Origin of the sequence: Paenibacillus mesophilus (assembly GCF_005938385.1) — a bacterium.
GTDB classification, from domain to species: domain Bacteria; phylum Bacillota; class Bacilli; order Paenibacillales; family NBRC-103111; genus Paenibacillus_AB; species Paenibacillus_AB mesophilus.
Genome location: NZ_VCRA01000003.1, coordinates 473,693 through 493,283, shown reverse-complemented (window position 1 = coordinate 493,283; position 19,591 = coordinate 473,693). Strand labels below are relative to the sequence as shown.

The following is a 19,591-nucleotide window of genomic DNA, read 5'->3' as shown; positions in this document are numbered from 1 at the left end:
CCTCAAAATGATGTAGTTCTGATTCACAACAGATGTACAAATCATAAAATTTTGCCGGGATTCTGTCAATCCTCTATTTTTCAGAGAGTGATGGGACAAAAAATACAGCAACTTGCTGTACAATCATTCGCGAATTCGGTATGATCAACTAAGAGAACACAATAATGGAAATGAAGGCTGGATATCCATATGAATACGACCCGATCGAACGACAAGCCGTTCCGGCTGGACGATATGACCAAGCATCTGAGAGACGACATTATGATTCGGGGCAAATACGCTCCGGGGGAATTTTTGCCGTCCGAGCTTGCATTGGTGAAGCAGTTCCGGTTAAGCAACAAAACGGTCCGCAAAGGGCTGGACCAGCTCATCGCGGAAGGGCTGATCGAGAAAATACCGCGTGTCGGCAGCCGGGTGACCGCCGGAGCGGCGAAACGGGAAGCCGTTACGCTCAGGCTCGGGTCGATGCATTCGCTCGAACGGGACATGAAGCTATCGCTTCTGCTGGACGAGTTCAAAGCGATGCATCCCGATATCCGGATCGAAACGGTCAAATTCCACTCGGAGCATTACGCCGGGGCGATTGAGGCGCATTTGCACGCCGGGCTGGTGGACGCGTTGATGATCAACGACGAGCTGTTCTGGCAATTGACCGATAAGGGCGGCGAGCTCCCGCTCGAACCGCAAACCCGCCGGGAGGGCACGTATCCGTTCCTGAACGATTCGTTTTCATTCGGCGGGACGTTGTATGTGCAGCCGCTCGTCTTTTCACCTGTCGTTCTTGCCTACAACAAGAGCCATTTCCGCGAATCGGGGGTGCCGGAGCCGGACGGAAGCTGGACGTGGGACGATGCGGTCAAGTATGCCGCCAAGCTGTCCATGCCCGGGAAACGATACGGCTTATGCTTCTACCCGCTGTCGAATAACCGGTGGCCGGTGTTCCTGCTGCAAAGCAACGAGAAGTTCGAAGCCGATTCGGGCGGCGGTTGGCGATTGGACGGCGGGCAGCTCATAGAGAACATCCGGCTGTACAAGTCGATCATCCGCAACCGGGATTATTTCCCCGATTATTTGGCCGAGTCGAGCCGGGATGTCGCGGCTTTGTTCCGCAGGGGCAGCGCGTCGATGATCATGACCACGTACAATTCGCTGAACGACTTCGCCGCTGCGGACGGGCTTGATTACGATATATCCGCGGTTCCTTACCGGGGGGAAGCTAGGACGCTGCTGACGACCATCGGCATATCGGTGAACAAGCTTTCCGGCAACAAGGAAGCGGCGAACCGGCTGGTCGACTTTTTGGCATCTGAGCGCGCACAGCGTCTGATCCGGGAGAGGACGATTACTCTTCCGGCCATGAAAAAGGCCGCCGATTCCCCGTTGTCCGCCGATGACGCCCTCAACCGGCCCGCGCGGTTTCATTTGTACCGCAATATCGTCCCGGGGTATCGCAGGTACAGGGATTTGGGGCTGTCTCCGGTGGCGTTCTACAGGCTGCGCGAGCTGATGAAGCTGTACGGTTCCGATCTGATCGAAGATCCGTCGCTGCCCGAGCAGCTGATGGACATCGCATGCGGAAAGGACGGGCCGGAATCCGGCGGAGCCTTGTAGCGCTGCATGCGGCGAAAGCTCTGCGCCGAGCGGAAGGAGCGGGGCCGGCAAGTTGTTTTTGCCGCGAAGGGCGGGTTATACTTAATATTATCTTGAATCGGCGAAGGATGTAGCACGATGAGCGGAAAGACGAGTCAGCGATTGTTTCGCGTCCGGTTGGAACGAATGATTCAGCAATTGAGGCAAGACATCGTCGGCGGCAAACTGGCGCCGGGCGAATTCCTGCCGTCGGAGTCGGATTTGGCGGGGCAGTTCGAGATGAGCAACAAATCGGTGCGTCAAGGACTGGAAATTCTCGTGGAGGAAGGGCTGATCCGGAAAATTCCCCGGGTCGGCAACCAGGTGACCGAAACGCCCAAGCAAGAGGCCGTGACGGTTACGCTCGGGATCAACAGCAGCATGGAACGGGATATGGCGATATCCAAGCTGCTGGACCGGTTTCACCGCAAATATCCTTCCATACAGGTCCAAACGATTACGATCCCGGGAAATTCCCGCAATTTTATCAAGGAATACGTGGACAACGGGCTTGTCGATGCGTTCCTTATTAACCGTCAATTTTTCCAGAACATGGAGGAGAGCGGGCTGCTGCATACGTTGGAGCCGCTTGCGGGCGATCCGGGGGCTTACCGGTTTCTGAACGATTCGTTTACGGTGGACGGCTTGCTGTATGCGAGACCGGTCCAGTTTTCGCCTGTCGTGCTTTGTTACAATACGGACCATTTCCGCGAGGCGGGACTGTCCGAACCCGACAGCAGCTGGACATGGGACGACTGCCTCGACAATGCCCGGAAGCTGACCGGGCGGCTCGGGGGTTACGGCCTCGTCTTCTATGAAATGTCTTATAACCGCTGGCCCGTCTTTCTGCTGCAAAGCGGAATGAAGTTCGAGCGGAATCGGGAAGGTCTGTGCGATATTGCCGGAACGCCGCTGCTCGACAGCATCCGGACGTACGAGCGAATCATTCACGACCCCGACATTTTCCCGAAAATATTGTCGGAGGGCAACGACGATATCGAGCAGCTGTTCACGACCGGCAAAGTGTCGATGATCTTGACGAGCTATACGAGCTTGAACGAGCTGAAGCATTCCGGCGTCGCCTACGATATTTCGACGCTGCCGTATTTGTACGAGCCCCGAACATTGACGATCTCGATAGGGGCGTGCATCCGGAAAAGCTCGCCGAAGAAGGAGGCGGCCCGCGTTCTTGTCGACTTCCTGTCGTCCGAAGAAGGGCAGCTGATGGTCCGCCGCGAGACGTTGAGCATCCCGGCGCTGAAGGCGGCCGCGGAAACCGTCGTCGAGGACGGGCTGAACCGGCCGTCCCGATTCGATCTGTTCCGCGATATTTTGCCGACAATGCGGTCTCATCAAGATTTGAACTTGACGAGCACCGGGTTCGTCGTGCTATGGAGAATCCTGAAGCAGTATTGGTCGCGTGTGATCGACGAGGAGACGTTGTGCCGGCAAATCCGCGAAACCTTGGGCGATCATATTCGGTCGGGGACGGAAGGGGAACGCGCTTAGCGAGCGGATGCCAAAAAAAACCGTTTCTTTCCGGGTGGCGGGCCTTTGCAGTAGGCCGGCGATCGGAAGGGAACGGTTTTTTGGAGCGGAAAAGTGCGGCTATAACGGACGATTTTTACAAAATAAGAGATGAATGGGACCCTTATTTATGGTGTGTGAGCTATTTTCGGATAGCTCGGGCCGATTTAAGAGTTCCAAACATTTCTTACTTTTTTGTGCATGGTCGATTCGATGGCTGATAAGAGCTGCTTAAGGCTGTTATTTATAAATTGTAATGACTTAATCCTGGGTCCAGCGATCTCCCGGTTCTAGCTCTGCGCCCCGACGATGTCGCCGTCCGTATCGCTCGTCGGATCGCCGTTCTTCATGCGCAGCCGCCCCGAGCTGTCGACCCAGAGCCTGTAGGTACCGAGCCTAAGCCCGCCGGCATCCAGCGTGGACCAGCCGGATTGGAACGTCATGAACTTCTTCGGCACGATCGAAGTGGCCGCCTCCAGCGACAGCGTCCCTTCCGCGGTAACTTTCCCGGTCGTACCGGCGATACGGACTCCGCCCGTTACTTTCAACTGTCCGAAGAAGTCGGAAATGATGACGTTGTTGGCGCCTGCATTCGTAACGGCAGCGCCTCGTCCGCCTGCGGAAATATCTACCACGCATTTCTCCGAGTTCGCCGTCAGCTCGATCGACCCTGCCGTATGGTCCAGCACTCTGCAGCCGAGCGCATTGTCGATCCACAGCTTCTTCTGATTGCCGACCCCGTCGAGATTCGTACCGGACAGCGTGCAGTAGATCGCCCTCCGGGTGGCGCTCGAAGTGATGATGATCCCTCCCAAGCCGCAGCTTTCCGCCTGCAAATCGTACGACTTCATCGCGAATGTGCCTTTCGCCTCCAAGCCGTATCTTCCGAAGAAGGCGATCTCGACCGCGAACAGCTTCACTTCCTCGTTGTCTTCAATATAGACGGCCGAGCCGTTCGTTTTCTCGGTGCCTGCCGTATTGTTCCAGCCGAACAGCTTCGCGCGCGACAGGACGCCTTCGTTGCCGTCGATAATCTCGATCCCATTGGCCGAAGAGCCGGGCACGAGCGGGATGAAGAAAATATCGTCGATCAGCCACATGTCGCACTGCACCGTCTTGACGAGGGCGGCCCCCATATATTGGCCGCTTAAACCGCTCGCGATTACCGGGTTCCGGCACCGCTGGAAGACGACTCCCTTCACGGCCAGCCCGCAGCCGTCGAACGCCATATCCTGGCACGAAACGTCGGACAAGTAAGTAGCTGCATTGTAAAAGCGGAAATAAGCTTCGCCGGTGAAGGTGCCGCCGTTGCAAATCCGGGTCATGAGCCGATGGCCGCGAAGATGAATGCCCCAGCCAGCGAACACGACCTCTCGGTCAATACGGATGTTTCCCCGCGGGAATACGAGCGTCGCTCCGACGTTGGTCTGGTACGACTGTCCGGGCGGATTATGGTTAAGCGAGGTGGCGTATGCGGCCGCTTTCATAATGACGTCGTAGGAATCGGTCTGTCCTGTAGGATCGATCCCGAACTGTTCCAGCGGGATTTCCGACTGCAGCGGACGGACCCAGCAGCCGATTGCGGACGGAGCGGTTTCGCCCGTGCCGTTCAAGTAGCCGCTCAAATTCGAGAAATCCGGCAGAAGCGGGACCGTGGGGCTAATGATCGTGCCTCCGTTATGCGCCGATCTTGGACGGCCGGAATCCCAGTAAAACAAGCCGCCTCCCAAGCCGGTGCCGGGGCGATACCCGAGCAGATGAACCATCGATCCGTTCAATACGCCTTCCAAGCCGACCAAATCCAACATGCTGACAAGCGAGCAAGTCTGCGTATCGCATGGCTCTTCGCCGCCCCCGCCGTATACGCTCCGTACCGCCGAGTTGCCCGGGTACGGCGCCCCCGATACGATTCCCGTCGCCGAGGTTGCGGCAATCGTAGCACCGACCGCTCCAATGCCTGCTGCACCCAAAACAGTTAATAACTGCCTTCTGCTCATCGTTTCATTGGACATTCCAAACACCGCCATTCACTTGAATTGGTTTGCCGTTTGCTTCGCGACTACTTCCCGGCTTGAGCCTGCACTTTCTTGTTCGTCTGCTCCTCGGCTTCCCGAAGCGCGGTATTGACGTCCTTCTCGCCGACGATGACGGACAGCATCGCATTGGTCATCTCCGTCTGGCCGGTCACGTTATACGGGCTGAACGGCATCGCGGGAGCCGTTTTCTGATTGACGACGCCGTTTATGTTTTTTCCTTTCCAGTCGCTGACGTTTTTGCCGTAGGCGGCTTTTATTTCCGCGCTCTTCAGCGGAGAGAGGGACGCCAGGTTGGCGCTTCGCTCCATCATCACTTCGTCGGAGACGAGCTGCGTGATCGCGAGGAAGGCGTCATCCCGACGCTCGCTGTTGGACGATAGGGCCAAATAGACCGGATAAGGCTGGGAGCCGATGCCGGGGAGGCCTTTCATTTCCGGCAAGCTGACAAGGTCCCAATTCAGATTGCTTTTGTTCGCGAGCGGCGCCCCGTTGCTGAACGCCACGAGCATGGCTGCCGTTTTCTCGTTGTAGAACAAGTTCGATTGATCGTTGACCGCGAGCAGCTTCTTGGTGGCGCCGTAGCCCGGCATTTTGTACAGCGGGACCAAGGCGTCCATGAACGTTTTCCATTGATCCTTCTGGAGAGCGGCCTGATTCGTTTTCGGATCGACGAAGCCGAGGGAGAATTGGTTCACCGCGACGAAATTGGAGGGACCTCCGGCAAACCCGCGGTACTGCACGCCGCCGTCCTCGCGCGTCAGCCGTTTGGCGATGTCGTGTACCTGCTCCCAAGTCATCCCGTCCTTCGGGTAAGGGACGCCGAAACGGTCGAACAAATCTTTGTTGTAATAAAGCGCGAGCCGGAGATCATAGAACGGAAACCCGGACAGCTTGCCGTCGTTCATGGAGGTAATGGCGTCGATATAAGACGGCTCGAAGCGGTTCGTATCGTATTTATACTTTTTGACCAAATCCGACATATCGCCGAACAGTTCGTAAGATTTGATGCTGCTGAGCACGTTGTAGGATCCGATTAGGATGTCGACCTTCGTGCCGGTGGCCATGAACGTATCAATCCCTTTGTCGTTGTTTATAAACTCCAGCGAGTAGTGCGGATATTTTCTTTGAAGCGGCTCTTGGTACGTCGCTTTGAGCTCCTCGGGCGTCATCGATGATTTCGAGGCCATAAAAAACTTCAGCTTGACCGGTTCGGCTTGTTTGGCCGTGCCCGTTGTGCCAGCCGTACCTGTAGTGCTCGCCTGCGTACCGCTCTGGCCGCAAGCCGTGAAGACCAGTGCCGCAGAGAACATCAGCGGCGGTACAATTCGTCCTTTTCTCAGCATAGTAGAACCTCCCGTATCCTGTTTGCTTGATTGTTTGAACCGTAGTGGCCCCCGATTGCAGTCCATATAGCTAATTTCCTGAACTACTCACCTCCAACCATGCGATTGTGATGTAAATGTAATTCCAATTTTATTCTACAACCTCAGTGCAACCGCTGTCAATTGGATTACGAGTACATTAGGACCGAATGATCGTCTGATTTGACGGCAATAAATTGCACGAGAACGTTGCAACTCGTTCTCGGTATTTTCCAATTCCGGCTTTTCCGTCATACTTAAAGTCGGGTGATAAACGAAAGTGGAGGGGCGACAGTGGTATTCGCCGCACTTTCAAAGCTGCGTTACCAACAAGGAGGGAATGCGATGGATGGCGGGATCACGATCCGGGAGCTTCGGGAGGACGACGACTTCGAGGCGATCCGCAAGCTGATCGACGATACGATGAGAATGTTTATTCCGAAAGTTCAAATTTATTATGGCGGTACGGCTGAGATGGTCAAACAAAACTATGCGGAGAAAAACAAAGCGTTTCTAGCAGAAGAGAACGGTCAACTAAGAGGGTTTATGGGATGCATGGGGCCTTACAATGCGGGAGTTGCTTCCGTGCAGATCGGCTTCCAAGTCGGTTATGAGCATTTGTTTGAAAGATTGCTGGAGGCGTGCGAAGAATATGTCCGAGAGAAGGGCGGTACGAAACTGACCGCACGGTCCTATGCCGAATTCGGGCAAATTCGCAATCCGATGATTACGCTGTTCGAGCGAATGGGGTTCGTTGCGGATCAATATTTGGATACTTCGATCAATATGGATATGTCCAAATGGGTGGTGCCGGATCAGTTCGACAATAGCGGAATCGAACCGGCCGAAGTCGGTGAGGTCGAAGAACTGGCGCGCATTTTGAACGAGGACGGGGAAGAGGAGCTTGCACGAAGAATCCGCTATCAATACGGCACTCATCCGAATTACTCGACGCATAATCCCGATCACGTCATTTTGACTTTGAAGCTCGGCGATTCCGGCGACATTGCAGCTATTGCCTATTACCAGGTCGTCATGTTCAAGAAAGGGGAGCAGGAAAAGATATTGGCGCTCGGACTATTTGTTCATTTCAGGCACGGATCGAAGGTGGATCGAACGGAGAAACGGCGTTTCCTGCAGGGGGTGTTCCAATCGATGAAGCAGCTTGGCATATCCCGCGCCATGGCTTCCATGACATTCCGCGATTTCGAGACGTTCACCGCGATTGCCGCCGAATGTTACTACTGGATGAGTCCTTCCACCAGCGCGGTCAATTTGACGAAGTCGCTGCAAACGGGCGCGGCCGATGAAAAAATATAGAAACGCCCGCGACGTGCTGCCCGAAGAGCTGATTCAGCAAATTCAGAAGTACGTAAGAGGCATTCATCTGTATATTCCGCAAACCGAGAGGGAAGGGTGGGGAACCTCGACGGGGAGCCGGGAGGAAATGAGGCTGCGGAACGAGAAAATATGCGAGCTGTACGAGGCGGGCATCCCGCTGGCGGAATTGGCCGAGTTGTACAGCTTGAGCGAGGAGCGCATTCGCAACATCGTGTACGGGCAGTAGAAAGATTGAGCGGCGAATGTGGCAGCGGTGTGTGTGGAACGGACATATCAAAGGTGTGTCGGACATGGCGAGGGTGCGGCGCATCTGGCGAGCGCGGTCGACGGGATACCGAAAGGCGGAACAGCGCGTGCTGCTTGTGGCTTGCCCCCTCAGTGCGAACGCGAAACACGTAACCGTAATGGAAAACATGCAGCTAAATTCGGCTCGGCGGGCGATTGGCGGCATCGAAATGGAAAACATGCAGTTATTTCGGCTCCAATCGGGCAAATCCGGCCATCGGAGCTAAATTAACTGCATGTTTTCCCGTTACATCCCTAATAATCGGCGAATACGACTAAAATAACTGTACCTTTTCCAGTTGGAAACGGTTCGCAGCCTCGTTCAAGGACGCTCCGTACGAATCCGGATTTGATCGTCGCGATACGTCGCCGTAATCCGGCCTTCGCGGTCGGCGGCGAACATGACGGTTCGCTCGCTCTCCAGATTGAACTCGTACGTTGTGCCGGTGCCGGGGTCGACCACGCGGATGTCGGTGTCGTACGCGTACTCCGAGACAAACACGAACAGCGAGCCGTCGCGGAATGCGAGCTTGCGCCCGTAGACGCCGGACAGCTCACCGCCGCGCTCCCACCGCAGCTCGGACTCGACGCCGCACCGGGCGAGAATGTGCGCGTAGAAATCGCGTACCGATTCGGCGCGGTCGCTCAGCTCGACCGGTAGGCCGCACCAGAGCAGCCGGCCTCGGCCGATCGCGGCTTCTTCGAGAGCTGGAGATTTCGCGCGGGAACCGCCGCCGTTTACGGTACAGTGGAGTGCTACCTCCTTGCAAAGCTGTGCGATTTTACGCTCGCCATACGAGAGCGGCAGCAGCCGCCCGCCGACTTGTACGGCCTCCTCGCGCAGCACGCACGCAATCGATCGCGGCCCGAGCTCGGCATCTAGACGCCGGACCGACTGCCAATATTCGTTCAATCCCGCCGGTCCGGTGAGAAGCACGGTGCCGCCGTGCTCGCTAACATGCCGGACAAGCGTATCCAGCGCTTCTCCGCTGAAATTGTACGGACTCGGAACGATGATCAGCTTCGGCGGATGATCGTCCAATGCATCAAGCGAATATTCGCTCACAGCGCGGAAATGAACGTTCAGCTCGTATGTGAGCACCCGGGTCAGACGTGAGGTTGCCTCGACGGCAAGCCGGCGGTTCGACAAATCGTTCGAGTAAGGGAAAACGACGACGACGTCCTCCAGCGCGCGGTCGCGGAACAAATCGCGGATCCGGTTCATAAACCGTCCGAAATCGTACGACACGTCCGCCTCCGGTTTCTCGGTGCCGTCAGCCCGGAGCGCTCCGATGTTCGATTCGTTGATGTTGTTCATGTAGAAGTTGGTGTTCCACAGCCATTGTACCGCCCCCGCGCCTCCGGTCGAGAACGAGTAGGCGTATTTGCGCTCCAAAATGTTGCGCAGCTCCGCCTCGGTCCGTTTGGCCCGCCCGTCCGGAGTTTCGACGTACATGATGCCGGTTTCCTGGATCAGATTCGGTTTATGCGGCGTCTTGGCGAATATTCCGTCCCAGACGAGCTGATCCATCAGCCACCACGAATGGTTCGTCGTATAATCGACCGATTCCGCGTACAGCAGCGGGGAAGGGCGCTGCGAGCCGAGCGCTTCGTCCTGCCCGATCGTAACCATCTGCTTCGGACTGAGGGAGCGTATCGTCCGGCGCAGCTCCAATGCCCAGCGGTTCAGCATATCGGCGGAGAACAGGCTGTAGTCGAGCCAGCGCGTCCCTTTCTTGCCTTGGCTCATATCCTGCACGTCGAAGTTGATTTCTCCCGGCTCCGGGGGCACGGCGCTCGAGAAATCGGGCAGCTCGGCGGGCGTCATCCCCCAGCGCTCCTGCAGACGGCGGATGGAACCGTGCCTCTCTTTGAGCCATTCGGCGTAAGCGGCTTTCTCGAACGGGTCGCCGCAGCTGCGGGGTCCCGCGAATATGCGCTTCGGATCGAACATGGAAGGTTCGTTGATCAGATCCCAGTGGACGTGCGACGAATGCTTGTGCCTCGATACGATAGCGGCAATAAAACGCTTTTGCGCCTCGATGCTTCGCGGATCGAGGTAAGGGTTGGACCCTTCCCACGTCTCCGGGGTAAAGGCGAAGAAGGTGAAAGTCACTTCCAAGCCGTGCCTCTTCGCGGTAAGCAGGAAAGCGTCTATTGCCCGCAAAACTTCCTCCGAAGGGTGGCCGTCCGCATACATGACATGGCGATATCCGGTCCATATTCCGGTACGGATCAAGTTGATGCCCGCGCGCTTCATCGTCTCCATATCGCGGTCCCATACGGCTGCATTCGGCAAAAATATGAACTTCCTCGCCACATCCGACGTCATGTACGTCATCCCGACGATCGGCAGTGGGCGGCCTTCTTTCCAGAAGTAATCGCGGTCGCAGGTCAAAGCTCCCCCGCTAGCGAGAAGCTCTTCGTCGAAGCCCCATACGCCCTGCCTCAACACGCGAGTCTCGCCTTTGTCCGACTCCGCTCTCAGCTCGATAACATACATCCCCGGCTCGACTTCGACAGGCACCCGGATCGGCAGGACCGTCAGGTCACGCGAATTATCCAGCGCGAACGAATGGGTCCAATCGATCGCGGCGCCTTCGTTCGTCCTTTTCCCGAATTGCAGCTCAAATGCCCAGCGGCCGTTTTGTTCATCGACCCACGAACGGCTTAAATTTTGCAATTGGAACGTCAGCTTCAGCTTATCACCCGGATCGTAGGACGAGTACGAGGGCTTCAGCCACATTTCCGTCACGCCGCGCGCGCAGAAGTCCGACATCGCCCGAACCGCTTCGATGCCGCCCTCCGCCCAGAAACGCTCTGTCAATCGCTGATTGATAAAAATCCATCGTCCTCCGGCGAATGCGCCCTTCGTATTCTCGATCAGCACGACCGGAGCCGCCACCTCGCGGTCATCGGCGTTTATCCCTTTCACAAGCGGGTAAATATGCGCATCCATCGGTCCGGACGATCCGCTCTCCTTGGGTATATCGCTATTCTTGGTTACGTGCAAGATGAGGCTGTATGTCGGCTCGACAGTCAACGTGTCAATATATGTGCCGCACAACGGAATGTCCGAAGAAGCGGCGAGGCGTCGGATCGGCGCCGAATCTACGGGCATCACTTCGTGAATGCGCAGCTTCTGGTGATAGGACGTCTGCTCGGCTTCCGTGCGCCATTCCCCATCTTCCCGGTAAACGGGTATCCGGAAGGGCGCGCCGCCGGCGCTCAATAATCCGCCCCCGCGCTTCAAATAGCCGAGAATCGCTCCCCAAACGTCCTTCGGAAAATAAGGGGCGTGCAAGTTGACGAAGCAGCCGCCTTCCGCGGCGTCCAGCGCATCTCCGAGCGCTTCTGCTCCAATGACTGCCCCGACGCGCTCCAACACCTCCAGGCGGGACGGATCGAGCGCATCTTCGCTCGAAGGGAACTTCGGATCGTAAAAAATAACGGTACGGCTCATAGGTTGTTCGGACGCTCCTTTATACTCGAATAGGATCCCGGCAGGCCGTCAACCGGATTGGCGCACGACAAGCCGGTAGGAGAGCACGGTTTTCTCGGTCGGAGCTTCCGGCATGGACATTCTTCTCCGGAGCGCTTCGACCGTACGGCGGCCGAGCACTTCTTTCCCGAAATCGACGGTCGTAAGCGTCGGGTTGGAATGTGACGCCGCTTCGATATCGTCGAATCCGACGACTTTGAACTGTTTCGGGATCGAATAGCCGTTTTTTTTCAGCAAAGAGATCAATCCGATCGCGATGTCGTCGTTGGCGCAGATGAAGCAGTCCGGAAGCTTGGATTCCTCCATGTTCTTGATCTCCGTCTCCAGGGCGATTCTCCAAGGTCCGCCATACGGAACTTTCCAGCGGCCGAATTCGATGTTGCCTCCGCGCCTCTCGTTCTCCTCCTGAACGGCGATCTGGCATCCCCACCGGCGTTCGCTGAAGCTGATCGAGAAGTTGTCGTCGCCGACAAATACGATCGAACGGGATTTGGCGGAAATCATGTTCTGGCACATCGTTTTGGCCGCTTCGAAGTTGGCGTTCACGACGCAGTCCAGATCGAGGTACGGGTCGTAATGATCGGCCAGTATGATCGGCAGCCCTTGCTTCTTGATTGACATAAGCAGGCTGTCCGGCAAGCTTCCCATCATGATCGTTCCGATACAGGAAGACCGGTCCGCATAGGAAGGGAACGCGAACTCCTGATCGTCGGCGCTGCCCGATATGATCAAATGATCCCACCCGAGCTCTTCGCAGGCATCGATGATTCCGTTAAGGACGCGGCTCCAGAAGCTCACATCCCGTCTTCGATCCGGTTTGATCCAGATAAGCACGAACGATTTCTTATCGGTGGGGGGCTCCACTCCGGGTATCGGAAATGTGTCTTGTTTGGTTGGACCTAACTTATAGCCTAACGCTTTCGCCATTTCGATTACTTTCTCTCTCGTATCCTCGCTGACGCCCGCTTTGCCGGACAATGCTTGAGATACCGAATATTTGGAGAGACCGAGGCGGTCGGCGATATGCTGCATCGATATTTTTTTGGTCAATGGATTCACCGCCTGAACATAACAGTAAACTAACAATATTATTATCGTTCATTCCGGAAAAGCTGTCAATTAGTTTGTGTGGTAGTTAAAATAACTGTTGACTAACGCGAAATGACGACGATATGATTAGATTATGCAAGATAACGAATACCTAACAAAAACAAAACAAAATTCGAGCGGGTCGATAAAGAAAGGAGCGGACACGCATGGATCGATAAGCGGGAAGCGTAGCCTGAATGACCGTTAGTCGGAAAAGCAGACAAAAGAATAAGACGGAGGTAAGACCGATGAGAAGCGACAAGTTCAGAAAGTACGGTTTGGCCATGGGATGTTTGTTGATAGCTGCCGCGTCGACCGCGGCGTGCGGGACGAAGGAAGGCGGAAGCGGCGAAGCAGCCGGACAGAAAAGCGCGGAGAGCGCGGCGAAGCCGCCCGAACCGATTACGATCAAAGTGTTCAACCCGTTCAACTATGCGGATAATTTGTGGAACGATCTATGGGTCGCGCCAATGAAGAAGAAATTCCCGCATATCAATCTCGTGTATATCAAAAACGAGAAAGGCTCGTCGCTCAGCGAGCTCGTGGCGAGCGGCAACGCGCCGGACCTCATACAAGGACCTGGCGCGAAGTTTACGTTCGATCTGGAGAAGCTCGGCTTGCTGTACGACATATCGCCCCTGATCAAAAGCCAGAAGTTCGATCTGAACCGGATCGATCCGAAAGCGATGGAAGGGCTGAAAGTATATTTCGAGAAAGACAAACTATACGGGCTGCCGATTACGATGAACAATACGTCGGTTTATTACAACAAAGACATATTCGACAAATTCGCGGTGCCGTATCCGAAGGACGGCATGACGATCGACGAAACGTACGAGCTGGCCAAACGATTGACCCGGAACGAAGGCGGCGTGCAATACCGGGGGTTTGAGTTCGCGGCCGGCGTACAAATCCAGTACAACCAATTGTCGCTGCCTCTCGTCAAGAACGACCAGGCCGCTTTCAATACCGACGGCTGGAAAACGTGGTTCAACGGCATGAAGCGGTTTTACGAGCTGGAAGGGATGCAAGGCTTGAAGTCGAATGCAACCGACGCGTTCCTGAAGGAGAAGACGCTGGCGATGTATTCGGCCACCAATATGATGAGCACCTTGGGTACGTCCGGCTTGAATTGGGACATGGTGACGATGCCTACGTTCAAGGAAGCTCCGGGCAAAGGGATTCAAGTGTTCGGGCCGATCCTGTACGTATCGTCGACGAGCAAGCACAAGGAGGAGGCATTCTCCATCATCGCCCACTTCCTGTCCGACGAAGTGCAGCTTCAGCGGGCCAGAGGCGGCGAACCTCCGGTACTTAAAAATGCGGATATCAAGAAGCAGTTCGGAGCGGACCGCGATTATTTGAAAGGGAAAAATGTCGCCGCATTTCTGGCCAACGAAATCGCTCCTTCTCCCCAGTCCGTATCGAAGTACGATATGATCGCGGCTGCGGAGCTCGAAACCGCGTTCCGGAACGTCATCAACGGCAAAAACGACGTAAATACGGCGATCAGACTTGCCGAGGAAAGCTCGAACAAGAAAATTGCCGAAGAAAGTAAAAAATAGAGGGCGGCTTGTCCATAGGAAAGCGCTATCTCTTAAATGGAGGTTATCCGAATGAATACGGAGTTGGAACATAAAGATACGGCGCTTGCGCCGGCTGCCGTAACGCGAGTAACGGACGGACGCTACGCGGAACGCCGTTGGCAGGGAATACCGGGCGTCGAGATCGCTGACAACGGCAGGTTGTGGGCGACGTTCTACAGCGGCGGCGACGATGAAGGTCCGGATAATTACGTAGCGCTCGTAACGAGCGTCGATGGAGGAAGCACCTGGTCGGATATCCGCTATGTGGTCGATCCTCCTGGCAAAGTAAGGGCATACGACCCTTGCTTGTGGCACGATCCGTCCGGACGTTTATGGCTGTTCTGGGCCCAAAGCTTCGGCTGGTACGACGGACGGTGCGGGGTATTCGCCGCGACGTGCGACAACAGCGGCGATGCGGAGCCGCGATGGAGCGAGCCGAGACGAATTGCGGACGGCATTATGATGAACAAGCCGACGGTTTTGGGCAATGGAGATTGGCTGTTCCCTATCGCGGTGTGGGCGTGCCAGCGTTCGCCGCTCAACGATCTGCCCGAGGAACGTTATTCGAATGTGTATCGTTCGTCCGATCAAGGGGCTACCTTCCATAAGCTCGGGTTTGCCGATATCCCGAATCGCGCTTTCGACGAGCATATGGTCGTGGAGCGAAACGAAGGGAGCTTGTGGATGCTCGTCCGGACCCATTACGGTGTAGGCGAAAGCGAGTCGCGGGACGGAGGAGCGACTTGGACGCCGGGGCGGCTTTCCCCGATCGAGGGGCCGGATTCCCGTTTTTTTATCCGGAGACTGCAGTCGGGCCGGCTGCTGCTCGTCAACCACGACCGTTCCGAACGGAAAAGAAGCCGGTTGACCGCCATGCTGTCGGACGATGACGGACAAAGCTGGAGCCATCGGCTTATGCTCGACGAGCGCATGAACGTCAGCTATCCGGACGGGGTGCAGGGCAAGGATGGACGGATTTATTTGATTTATGACCGGGAGCGGAAGACGGATAAAGAAATATTGCTTGCCGTATTCACGGAAGAAGATGTCATGAACGGGAAGTGCGTTTCCCCGGGCTCGGTTCTCGGGCAGATCGTCAATAAAGCTTGACCGGCGCTGCCGGAACGGGTTTGCACGGATACGGATTCCAATCGGGGAGTGTGCGGGTATGGCGATCAGCAGAAGGAATATGATAGCGATGATGGGAATGGCGGGAGCGGCCATCATGACGGGCGGAGTGTCTGCTGCGGGAGGGTTGCCTTTCAATAGAGGCGAAGCGTCGGTGATGACGCTGAGCAGCGGTGCTGACGTAAACATAGCCGATTATGGAGCGGTCGGCGACGGGATAACGGACGATGCCGGGGCCATCCAAGCCGCATTCGATGCGGTTCCGGCGGGCGGGGTCGTATTCGTCCCGAGCGGTACTTATTTGTGCGGCATTGCGCCGGGGAATGCGAACGAGTGTCTGAAGATCACGAAGAACAGCGTACGCATATTCGGCCATGGGATTATTAAGAGGGCGCCGAATGCGCCCAAATATGTGCTGCGGATCTCGGCTTCCGATGTCACGATAGACGGGTTGACATTCGACGGTAATAGCGGAGCGGCCGGCATAACTGACGGTTTGGCGGCCGGGGCTACGATCCGCTCCTTCGCCCAGACGGGCGGCACGGTGATGAACTGCCGGTTTCTCCGGTCACCTTCCCAGCATATCGATCTCGGGCAAGGCTCGAACAGATGGAAAATCGAAGGGAATTATTTCGAAAGCTTCTACCGCTCGGCGATCCAGATCGGTCCGGAGGCGGCCGATACGCAAGGCTGCCATTATAACATCATTGCGTTTAACCATATCAAGGGCGATCTGCCGGGGACGGCGCGTGCGGCGAACGGCATATTTCTTACGTCGAGCGCGACGACTCAGGCGCACAACCTCAAGACGTGCGACCACAACGTTATTATCGGCAATGTAGTGGAAGACGTTGCCGACGCGGGTATTGAATCTGGCTATAAATGCCGGTTTACGGTCATTAGCGACAATACGATCCAGCGTTCGTTTAACCCGGGCATCTATGTTCGCGACAATCAGTATACGACGGTAAAAGGGAATACGATCAACTGCCGGACCGGTCATTCCGGCTCGGTCAAACAAGGCATCTATATGGATGGAGCCTCGATAAACGGAGATGCCAATCCGATTACTAACGCTTACTGCGTAGTGGAAGGCAATACGATCCTGAACGGAGAGGTGGCCGGGATATCCGTAATCGCCGCCCAATATTCGGTGGTCGCGAACAACATCGTGAACGGCTTCTCGAACACGAACGGATCTTCCGGCATCAATATCAAGAGCGGTTTTGTCCGGTGCCATAACAATACGATTCAGAACTACCAATTCGGAGTCCGGCTTTCCTTGGAAGGAAACCGTCCCTTGGCGAATATGCTGGAGGCGGCCGCCATCAAGGACAATCTGATCGAAGCTTGCCGGTACGGCATTTTCGCCGATGCGGCGTCGGTTGCGATGGAACTGAAGCATTCGGACATCTCCGCCAACCGGATGCGTGGACTGACGAACGCTCCGGTATCGCTCAGCACATCGGCTGTGCCGACGATTACGAACTGCCGCCTGTACGATAACCAGGAGATCGACGAGCCGTTCAAACAAGCCGACACGCAAGCGACCGCATCTAAGTTTATTACCGGTCCATCAGGACTGGAGCGAGCGACTCCAGCCGCCCAGTTCGGCACCGTCACTCTTTTTGACAAATATGTAGCCGGCATCGTCGTCCTGCGTGCGGACAACAACGAAACGGCCGCCTTCCTGACCGACGGAGCGGGCAGTGTGACGGCTATTGCCGAGAGCGCCAATATGGGCGTGGCCGGAGGGACGAAGAAATATACGTTCGAAGCGGCTTCCGGAGCTTTCGTCCTGAAACGGAACTCGACCGATCAGCCGGTCGGCTCGATTAAGGCTACGCTGCTATGAGCGGGCATTCCGGCTCGAAGCCAGCGGATCCACCTTGAATTCGTCATCCCATCCTTGACTCCCGCGCCAAAACATGATAATTTGTTAACTAATTTATGACGAAGCGAAATGCGATGAAGAGGAACAGTAGTCAACCTCCCGATTTGCAGAGAGTCCGCGACGGTGGAACGCGGATAATCGGAATTGACGAAAGAAGCCTTCGAGTATCGGACGGAAAGTTGGAGTACGTTCGGCGGGACTTCCCGTTACAGAAGAACGCGGTAAACGGTTTGACGATTATCGCGGCATAAGTGGGTCATATTGACCAATTCAGGTGGTACCGCGGAAGCAGAGCCTTTCGTCCTTGACGGGATGAATGGCTTTTTTGTATTTTCCAGAAATAGCGGAACTGTATTCCGCTATATTGGATATTTCGCCGCATTTCCAGCAGATAACGGAACTACAGTGCGCTAAACCGCTCATTTAATACTTCGGCCACCGCAAAAATGCTGATTAACGGACTATAGTTCCGTAATTTTGACGGCATGCCCGTTTTGGCGCCAGATAACGGAATACAGTACCGTTAATTCATACAACCGAAAGGAAGAACCCCGATGACTAACCGATCCGAGCTTGCCGATCTGCTGTTTCCCCAAGTAACGATCCAGCCTGAACAGATAGCCGCACAAAATCCGCCGCGAAGCTTGCCGCCCGGCGCGAAAGTGACCCGCTTCGCCCCGAGTCCGACCGGTTTTCTGACTGTCGGAGGGCTGTACGCCACGATGATATCCGAGCGGATGGCGCGTCAGAGTGGCGGCGTCTTTTACGTGCGGATCGAGGATACGGACAAAAAACGCGAGGTGCAGGGAAGCGTCGAAGACATGATCGAGTCGCTGCAGCAGTTCGGGGTGTCGATCGACGAGGGGCCAACGTTGACCGGAGGAGAAACGGGCAGCTACGGCCCGTACCGGCAAAGCTCCAGAGTCGGGATTTATCAAGCGTGGATCAAGCGTCTGCTCGAGCTGGATTTGGCGTACCCTTGCTTCTGCACGGAAGAAGAACTGAATGAAATCCGCGAGCGGCAGCAAGCGGCGAAAGAAAATACCGGCTACTACGGCAAATGGGCCGTTCACAGAAACATGACGCTCGATGAAGTCCGTGAGCAGCTGGCAAGCGGGAGGCCGTTCGTCATTCGGCTGAAATCCCCCGGCTCTCCCGACAACCGGATCAAGTATACCGACCTGATCAAAGGGGATATCGAAATGCCCGAGAACGACCAGGACATCGTGCTGCTGAAATCGGACGGCGTCCCGACGTACCATTTCGCCCATGCGATCGACGATCATCTGATGGGGACGACTCACGTGTTCCGCGGAGACGAATGGCTCTCGTCCGTGCCGATCCATCTGCAATTGTTCCAGGTTCTCGAGTTCCGCAGGCCCGAATACGGACACCTCGCGCCGCTGATGAAGATGGACGGACCATCGAAGCGCAAGTTCAGCAAGCGCAAAGACCGCGATGCCACGGCCCATTATTACCGGAGCCAAGGGTATCCGAGCTTGGCCGTCTCCGAATATTTCATGACGCTGATCAATTCCGACTATGAAGAATGGCGGTTGGCGAATCCGTCGGAGCCGTACACCCGGTTTGCGATAAATACGGACAAAATGAACGTCAGCGGCGCGCTGTTCGACATGAACAAGCTGAACGACGTGAGCAAGGACGTTATTTCCCGCATGTCCGCCGAAGAAGTTTACACGCTCGCCTCGGAGTGGGCCAAAGCGTACGACGAGGAGCTGTCTCGCCGGCTGGACGCCGATAAGACGTATGCACTGAGCATCTTCGGCATCGGGAGAACGCCGGAGAAGCCGCGCAAAGATTTGGCCAAGTGGTCGGATATAAACGAGACGATCGCCTATTATTACGACGATTGGTTCGAATCGACCGTTCATGATATACCGCTGCCCGCGGCGGTAGACGAGACGAAGGCGCAACAAATCGTCCGCGACTATGCCCGGCTGCTCGATCTATCGGACGATAGGGACGTTTGGTTCGGTAAAGTCAAGGATCTCGCCGAAGCGCACGGCTTCGCCAAAGAGATGAAGCTGTTCAAGAAAAATCCGGAAGCGTACGCCGGGCATGTCGGCGATGTGGCGGCCGTCCTGAGAGCGGTATTGACGGGCAGGCTGCAGACCCCGGATTTATACGACATGATGCAGGTGATGGGCGAGAGCAGAGTTCGGAGCCGATTAGGCCGATTTGTCGAATAAATA

The 19,591-nt window shown here is 55.8% G+C and carries 12 protein-coding genes and 1 other annotated feature; of the genes, 8 read left to right on the top strand and 4 right to left on the bottom strand.

All coding sequences use genetic code 11. The features are described 5' to 3' along the window. Positions 1-189: 189 nt before the first annotated feature. Positions 190-1,611, top strand: coding sequence for an extracellular solute-binding protein (locus FE783_RS07435; protein WP_138878705.1), 1,422 nt, complete (start codon positions 190-192; stop codon positions 1,609-1,611). 117 nt (positions 1,612-1,728) lie between these two features. After that, a complete protein-coding gene (locus FE783_RS07430) occupies positions 1,729-3,138 on the top strand; it encodes an extracellular solute-binding protein (protein WP_138878704.1) in 1,410 nt (469 codons plus the stop codon). A 308-nt stretch (positions 3,139-3,446) separates the two neighbouring features. On the opposite strand, the gene FE783_RS07425 is transcribed toward FE783_RS07430, so the two are convergent. Together FE783_RS07425 and FE783_RS07420 are read right to left on the bottom strand one after the other, a co-directional pair. Then, positions 3,447-5,168, bottom strand: a complete 1,722-nt coding sequence (locus FE783_RS07425; RefSeq protein ID WP_138878703.1) for a hypothetical protein — start codon at positions 5,166-5,168, stop codon at positions 3,447-3,449. 47 nt (positions 5,169-5,215) lie between these two features. Then, positions 5,216-6,535 carry an ABC transporter substrate-binding protein gene (locus FE783_RS07420; RefSeq protein ID WP_158301660.1) on the bottom strand — a complete coding sequence of 440 codons (1,320 nt, stop codon included), beginning with the start codon at positions 6,533-6,535 and terminating at the stop codon, positions 5,216-5,218. A gap of 363 nt (positions 6,536-6,898) precedes the next feature. Between FE783_RS07420 and FE783_RS07415 the strand changes: the two genes are divergently transcribed. After that, positions 6,899-7,873, top strand: a complete 975-nt coding sequence (locus FE783_RS07415; protein WP_138878701.1) for a GNAT family N-acetyltransferase — start codon at positions 6,899-6,901, stop codon at positions 7,871-7,873. Continuing rightward, positions 7,860-8,120, top strand: coding sequence for a CD3324 family protein (locus FE783_RS07410; protein WP_138878700.1), 261 nt, complete (start codon positions 7,860-7,862; stop codon positions 8,118-8,120). Before FE783_RS07415 ends, FE783_RS07410 begins: the two co-directional genes overlap by 14 nt. A gap of 381 nt (positions 8,121-8,501) precedes the next feature. Here FE783_RS07410 and FE783_RS07405 read toward each other — a convergent pair whose 3' ends face one another. Then, positions 8,502-11,642, bottom strand: coding sequence for an alpha-amylase family protein (locus tag FE783_RS07405; protein ID WP_138878699.1), 3,141 nt, complete (start codon positions 11,640-11,642; stop codon positions 8,502-8,504). Positions 11,643-11,690: 48 nt separating this feature from the next. Beyond that, positions 11,691-12,731, bottom strand: a complete 1,041-nt coding sequence (locus FE783_RS07400; protein WP_138878698.1) for a LacI family DNA-binding transcriptional regulator — start codon at positions 12,729-12,731, stop codon at positions 11,691-11,693. A 287-nt stretch (positions 12,732-13,018) separates the two neighbouring features. Between FE783_RS07400 and FE783_RS07395 the strand changes: the two genes are divergently transcribed. The 4 genes from FE783_RS07395 to gltX all read left to right on the top strand — a co-directional run bounded on the left by FE783_RS07395 (position 13,019) and on the right by gltX (position 19,588). Further along, positions 13,019-14,335, top strand: coding sequence for an ABC transporter substrate-binding protein (locus FE783_RS07395; protein ID WP_158301659.1), 1,317 nt, complete (start codon positions 13,019-13,021; stop codon positions 14,333-14,335). Positions 14,336-14,386: 51 nt separating this feature from the next. After that, the gene (locus FE783_RS07390; RefSeq protein WP_138878696.1) at positions 14,387-15,466 is read left to right on the top strand and encodes a sialidase family protein; all 1,080 of its coding nucleotides are present in this window, start codon (positions 14,387-14,389) and stop codon (positions 15,464-15,466) included. Between the two features lie 58 nt (positions 15,467-15,524). Further along, positions 15,525-17,339 (top strand): right-handed parallel beta-helix repeat-containing protein, encoded by a 1,815-nt coding sequence (locus tag FE783_RS07385; RefSeq protein ID WP_138878695.1) that lies wholly within the window; start codon positions 15,525-15,527, stop codon positions 17,337-17,339. A 104-nt stretch (positions 17,340-17,443) separates the two neighbouring features. Continuing rightward, positions 17,444-17,687: a binding site (T-box leader), on the top strand. Between the two features lie 245 nt (positions 17,688-17,932). Then, positions 17,933-19,588, top strand: a complete 1,656-nt coding sequence (gene gltX, locus FE783_RS07380) for a glutamate--tRNA ligase (RefSeq protein WP_138878694.1) — start codon at positions 17,933-17,935, stop codon at positions 19,586-19,588. The last annotated feature ends 3 nt before the right edge of the window (positions 19,589-19,591 follow it).

Bases quoted from the DNA above. Each gene is read 5' to 3' on its own strand.
- FE783_RS07425 (WP_138878703.1), bottom strand. From the start codon at position 5,168: ATGTCCAATGAAACGATGAGCAGAAGGCAGTTATTAACTGTTTTGGGT.
- FE783_RS07410 (WP_138878700.1), top strand. From the start codon at position 7,860: ATGAAAAAATATAGAAACGCCCGCGACGTGCTGCCCGAAGAGCTGATT.
- gltX (WP_138878694.1), top strand. From the start codon at position 17,933: ATGACTAACCGATCCGAGCTTGCCGATCTGCTGTTTCCCCAAGTAACG.
- FE783_RS07420 (WP_158301660.1), bottom strand. From the start codon at position 6,535: ATGCTGAGAAAAGGACGAATTGTACCGCCGCTGATGTTCTCTGCGGCA.
- FE783_RS07415 (WP_138878701.1), top strand. From the start codon at position 6,899: ATGGATGGCGGGATCACGATCCGGGAGCTTCGGGAGGACGACGACTTC.
- FE783_RS07430 (WP_138878704.1), top strand. From the start codon at position 1,729: ATGAGCGGAAAGACGAGTCAGCGATTGTTTCGCGTCCGGTTGGAACGA.
- FE783_RS07395 (WP_158301659.1), top strand. From the start codon at position 13,019: ATGAGAAGCGACAAGTTCAGAAAGTACGGTTTGGCCATGGGATGTTTG.
- FE783_RS07385 (WP_138878695.1), top strand. From the start codon at position 15,525: ATGGCGATCAGCAGAAGGAATATGATAGCGATGATGGGAATGGCGGGA.
- FE783_RS07405 (WP_138878699.1), bottom strand. From the start codon at position 11,642: ATGAGCCGTACCGTTATTTTTTACGATCCGAAGTTCCCTTCGAGCGAA.
- FE783_RS07390 (WP_138878696.1), top strand. From the start codon at position 14,387: ATGAATACGGAGTTGGAACATAAAGATACGGCGCTTGCGCCGGCTGCC.
- FE783_RS07435 (WP_138878705.1), top strand. From the start codon at position 190: ATGAATACGACCCGATCGAACGACAAGCCGTTCCGGCTGGACGATATG.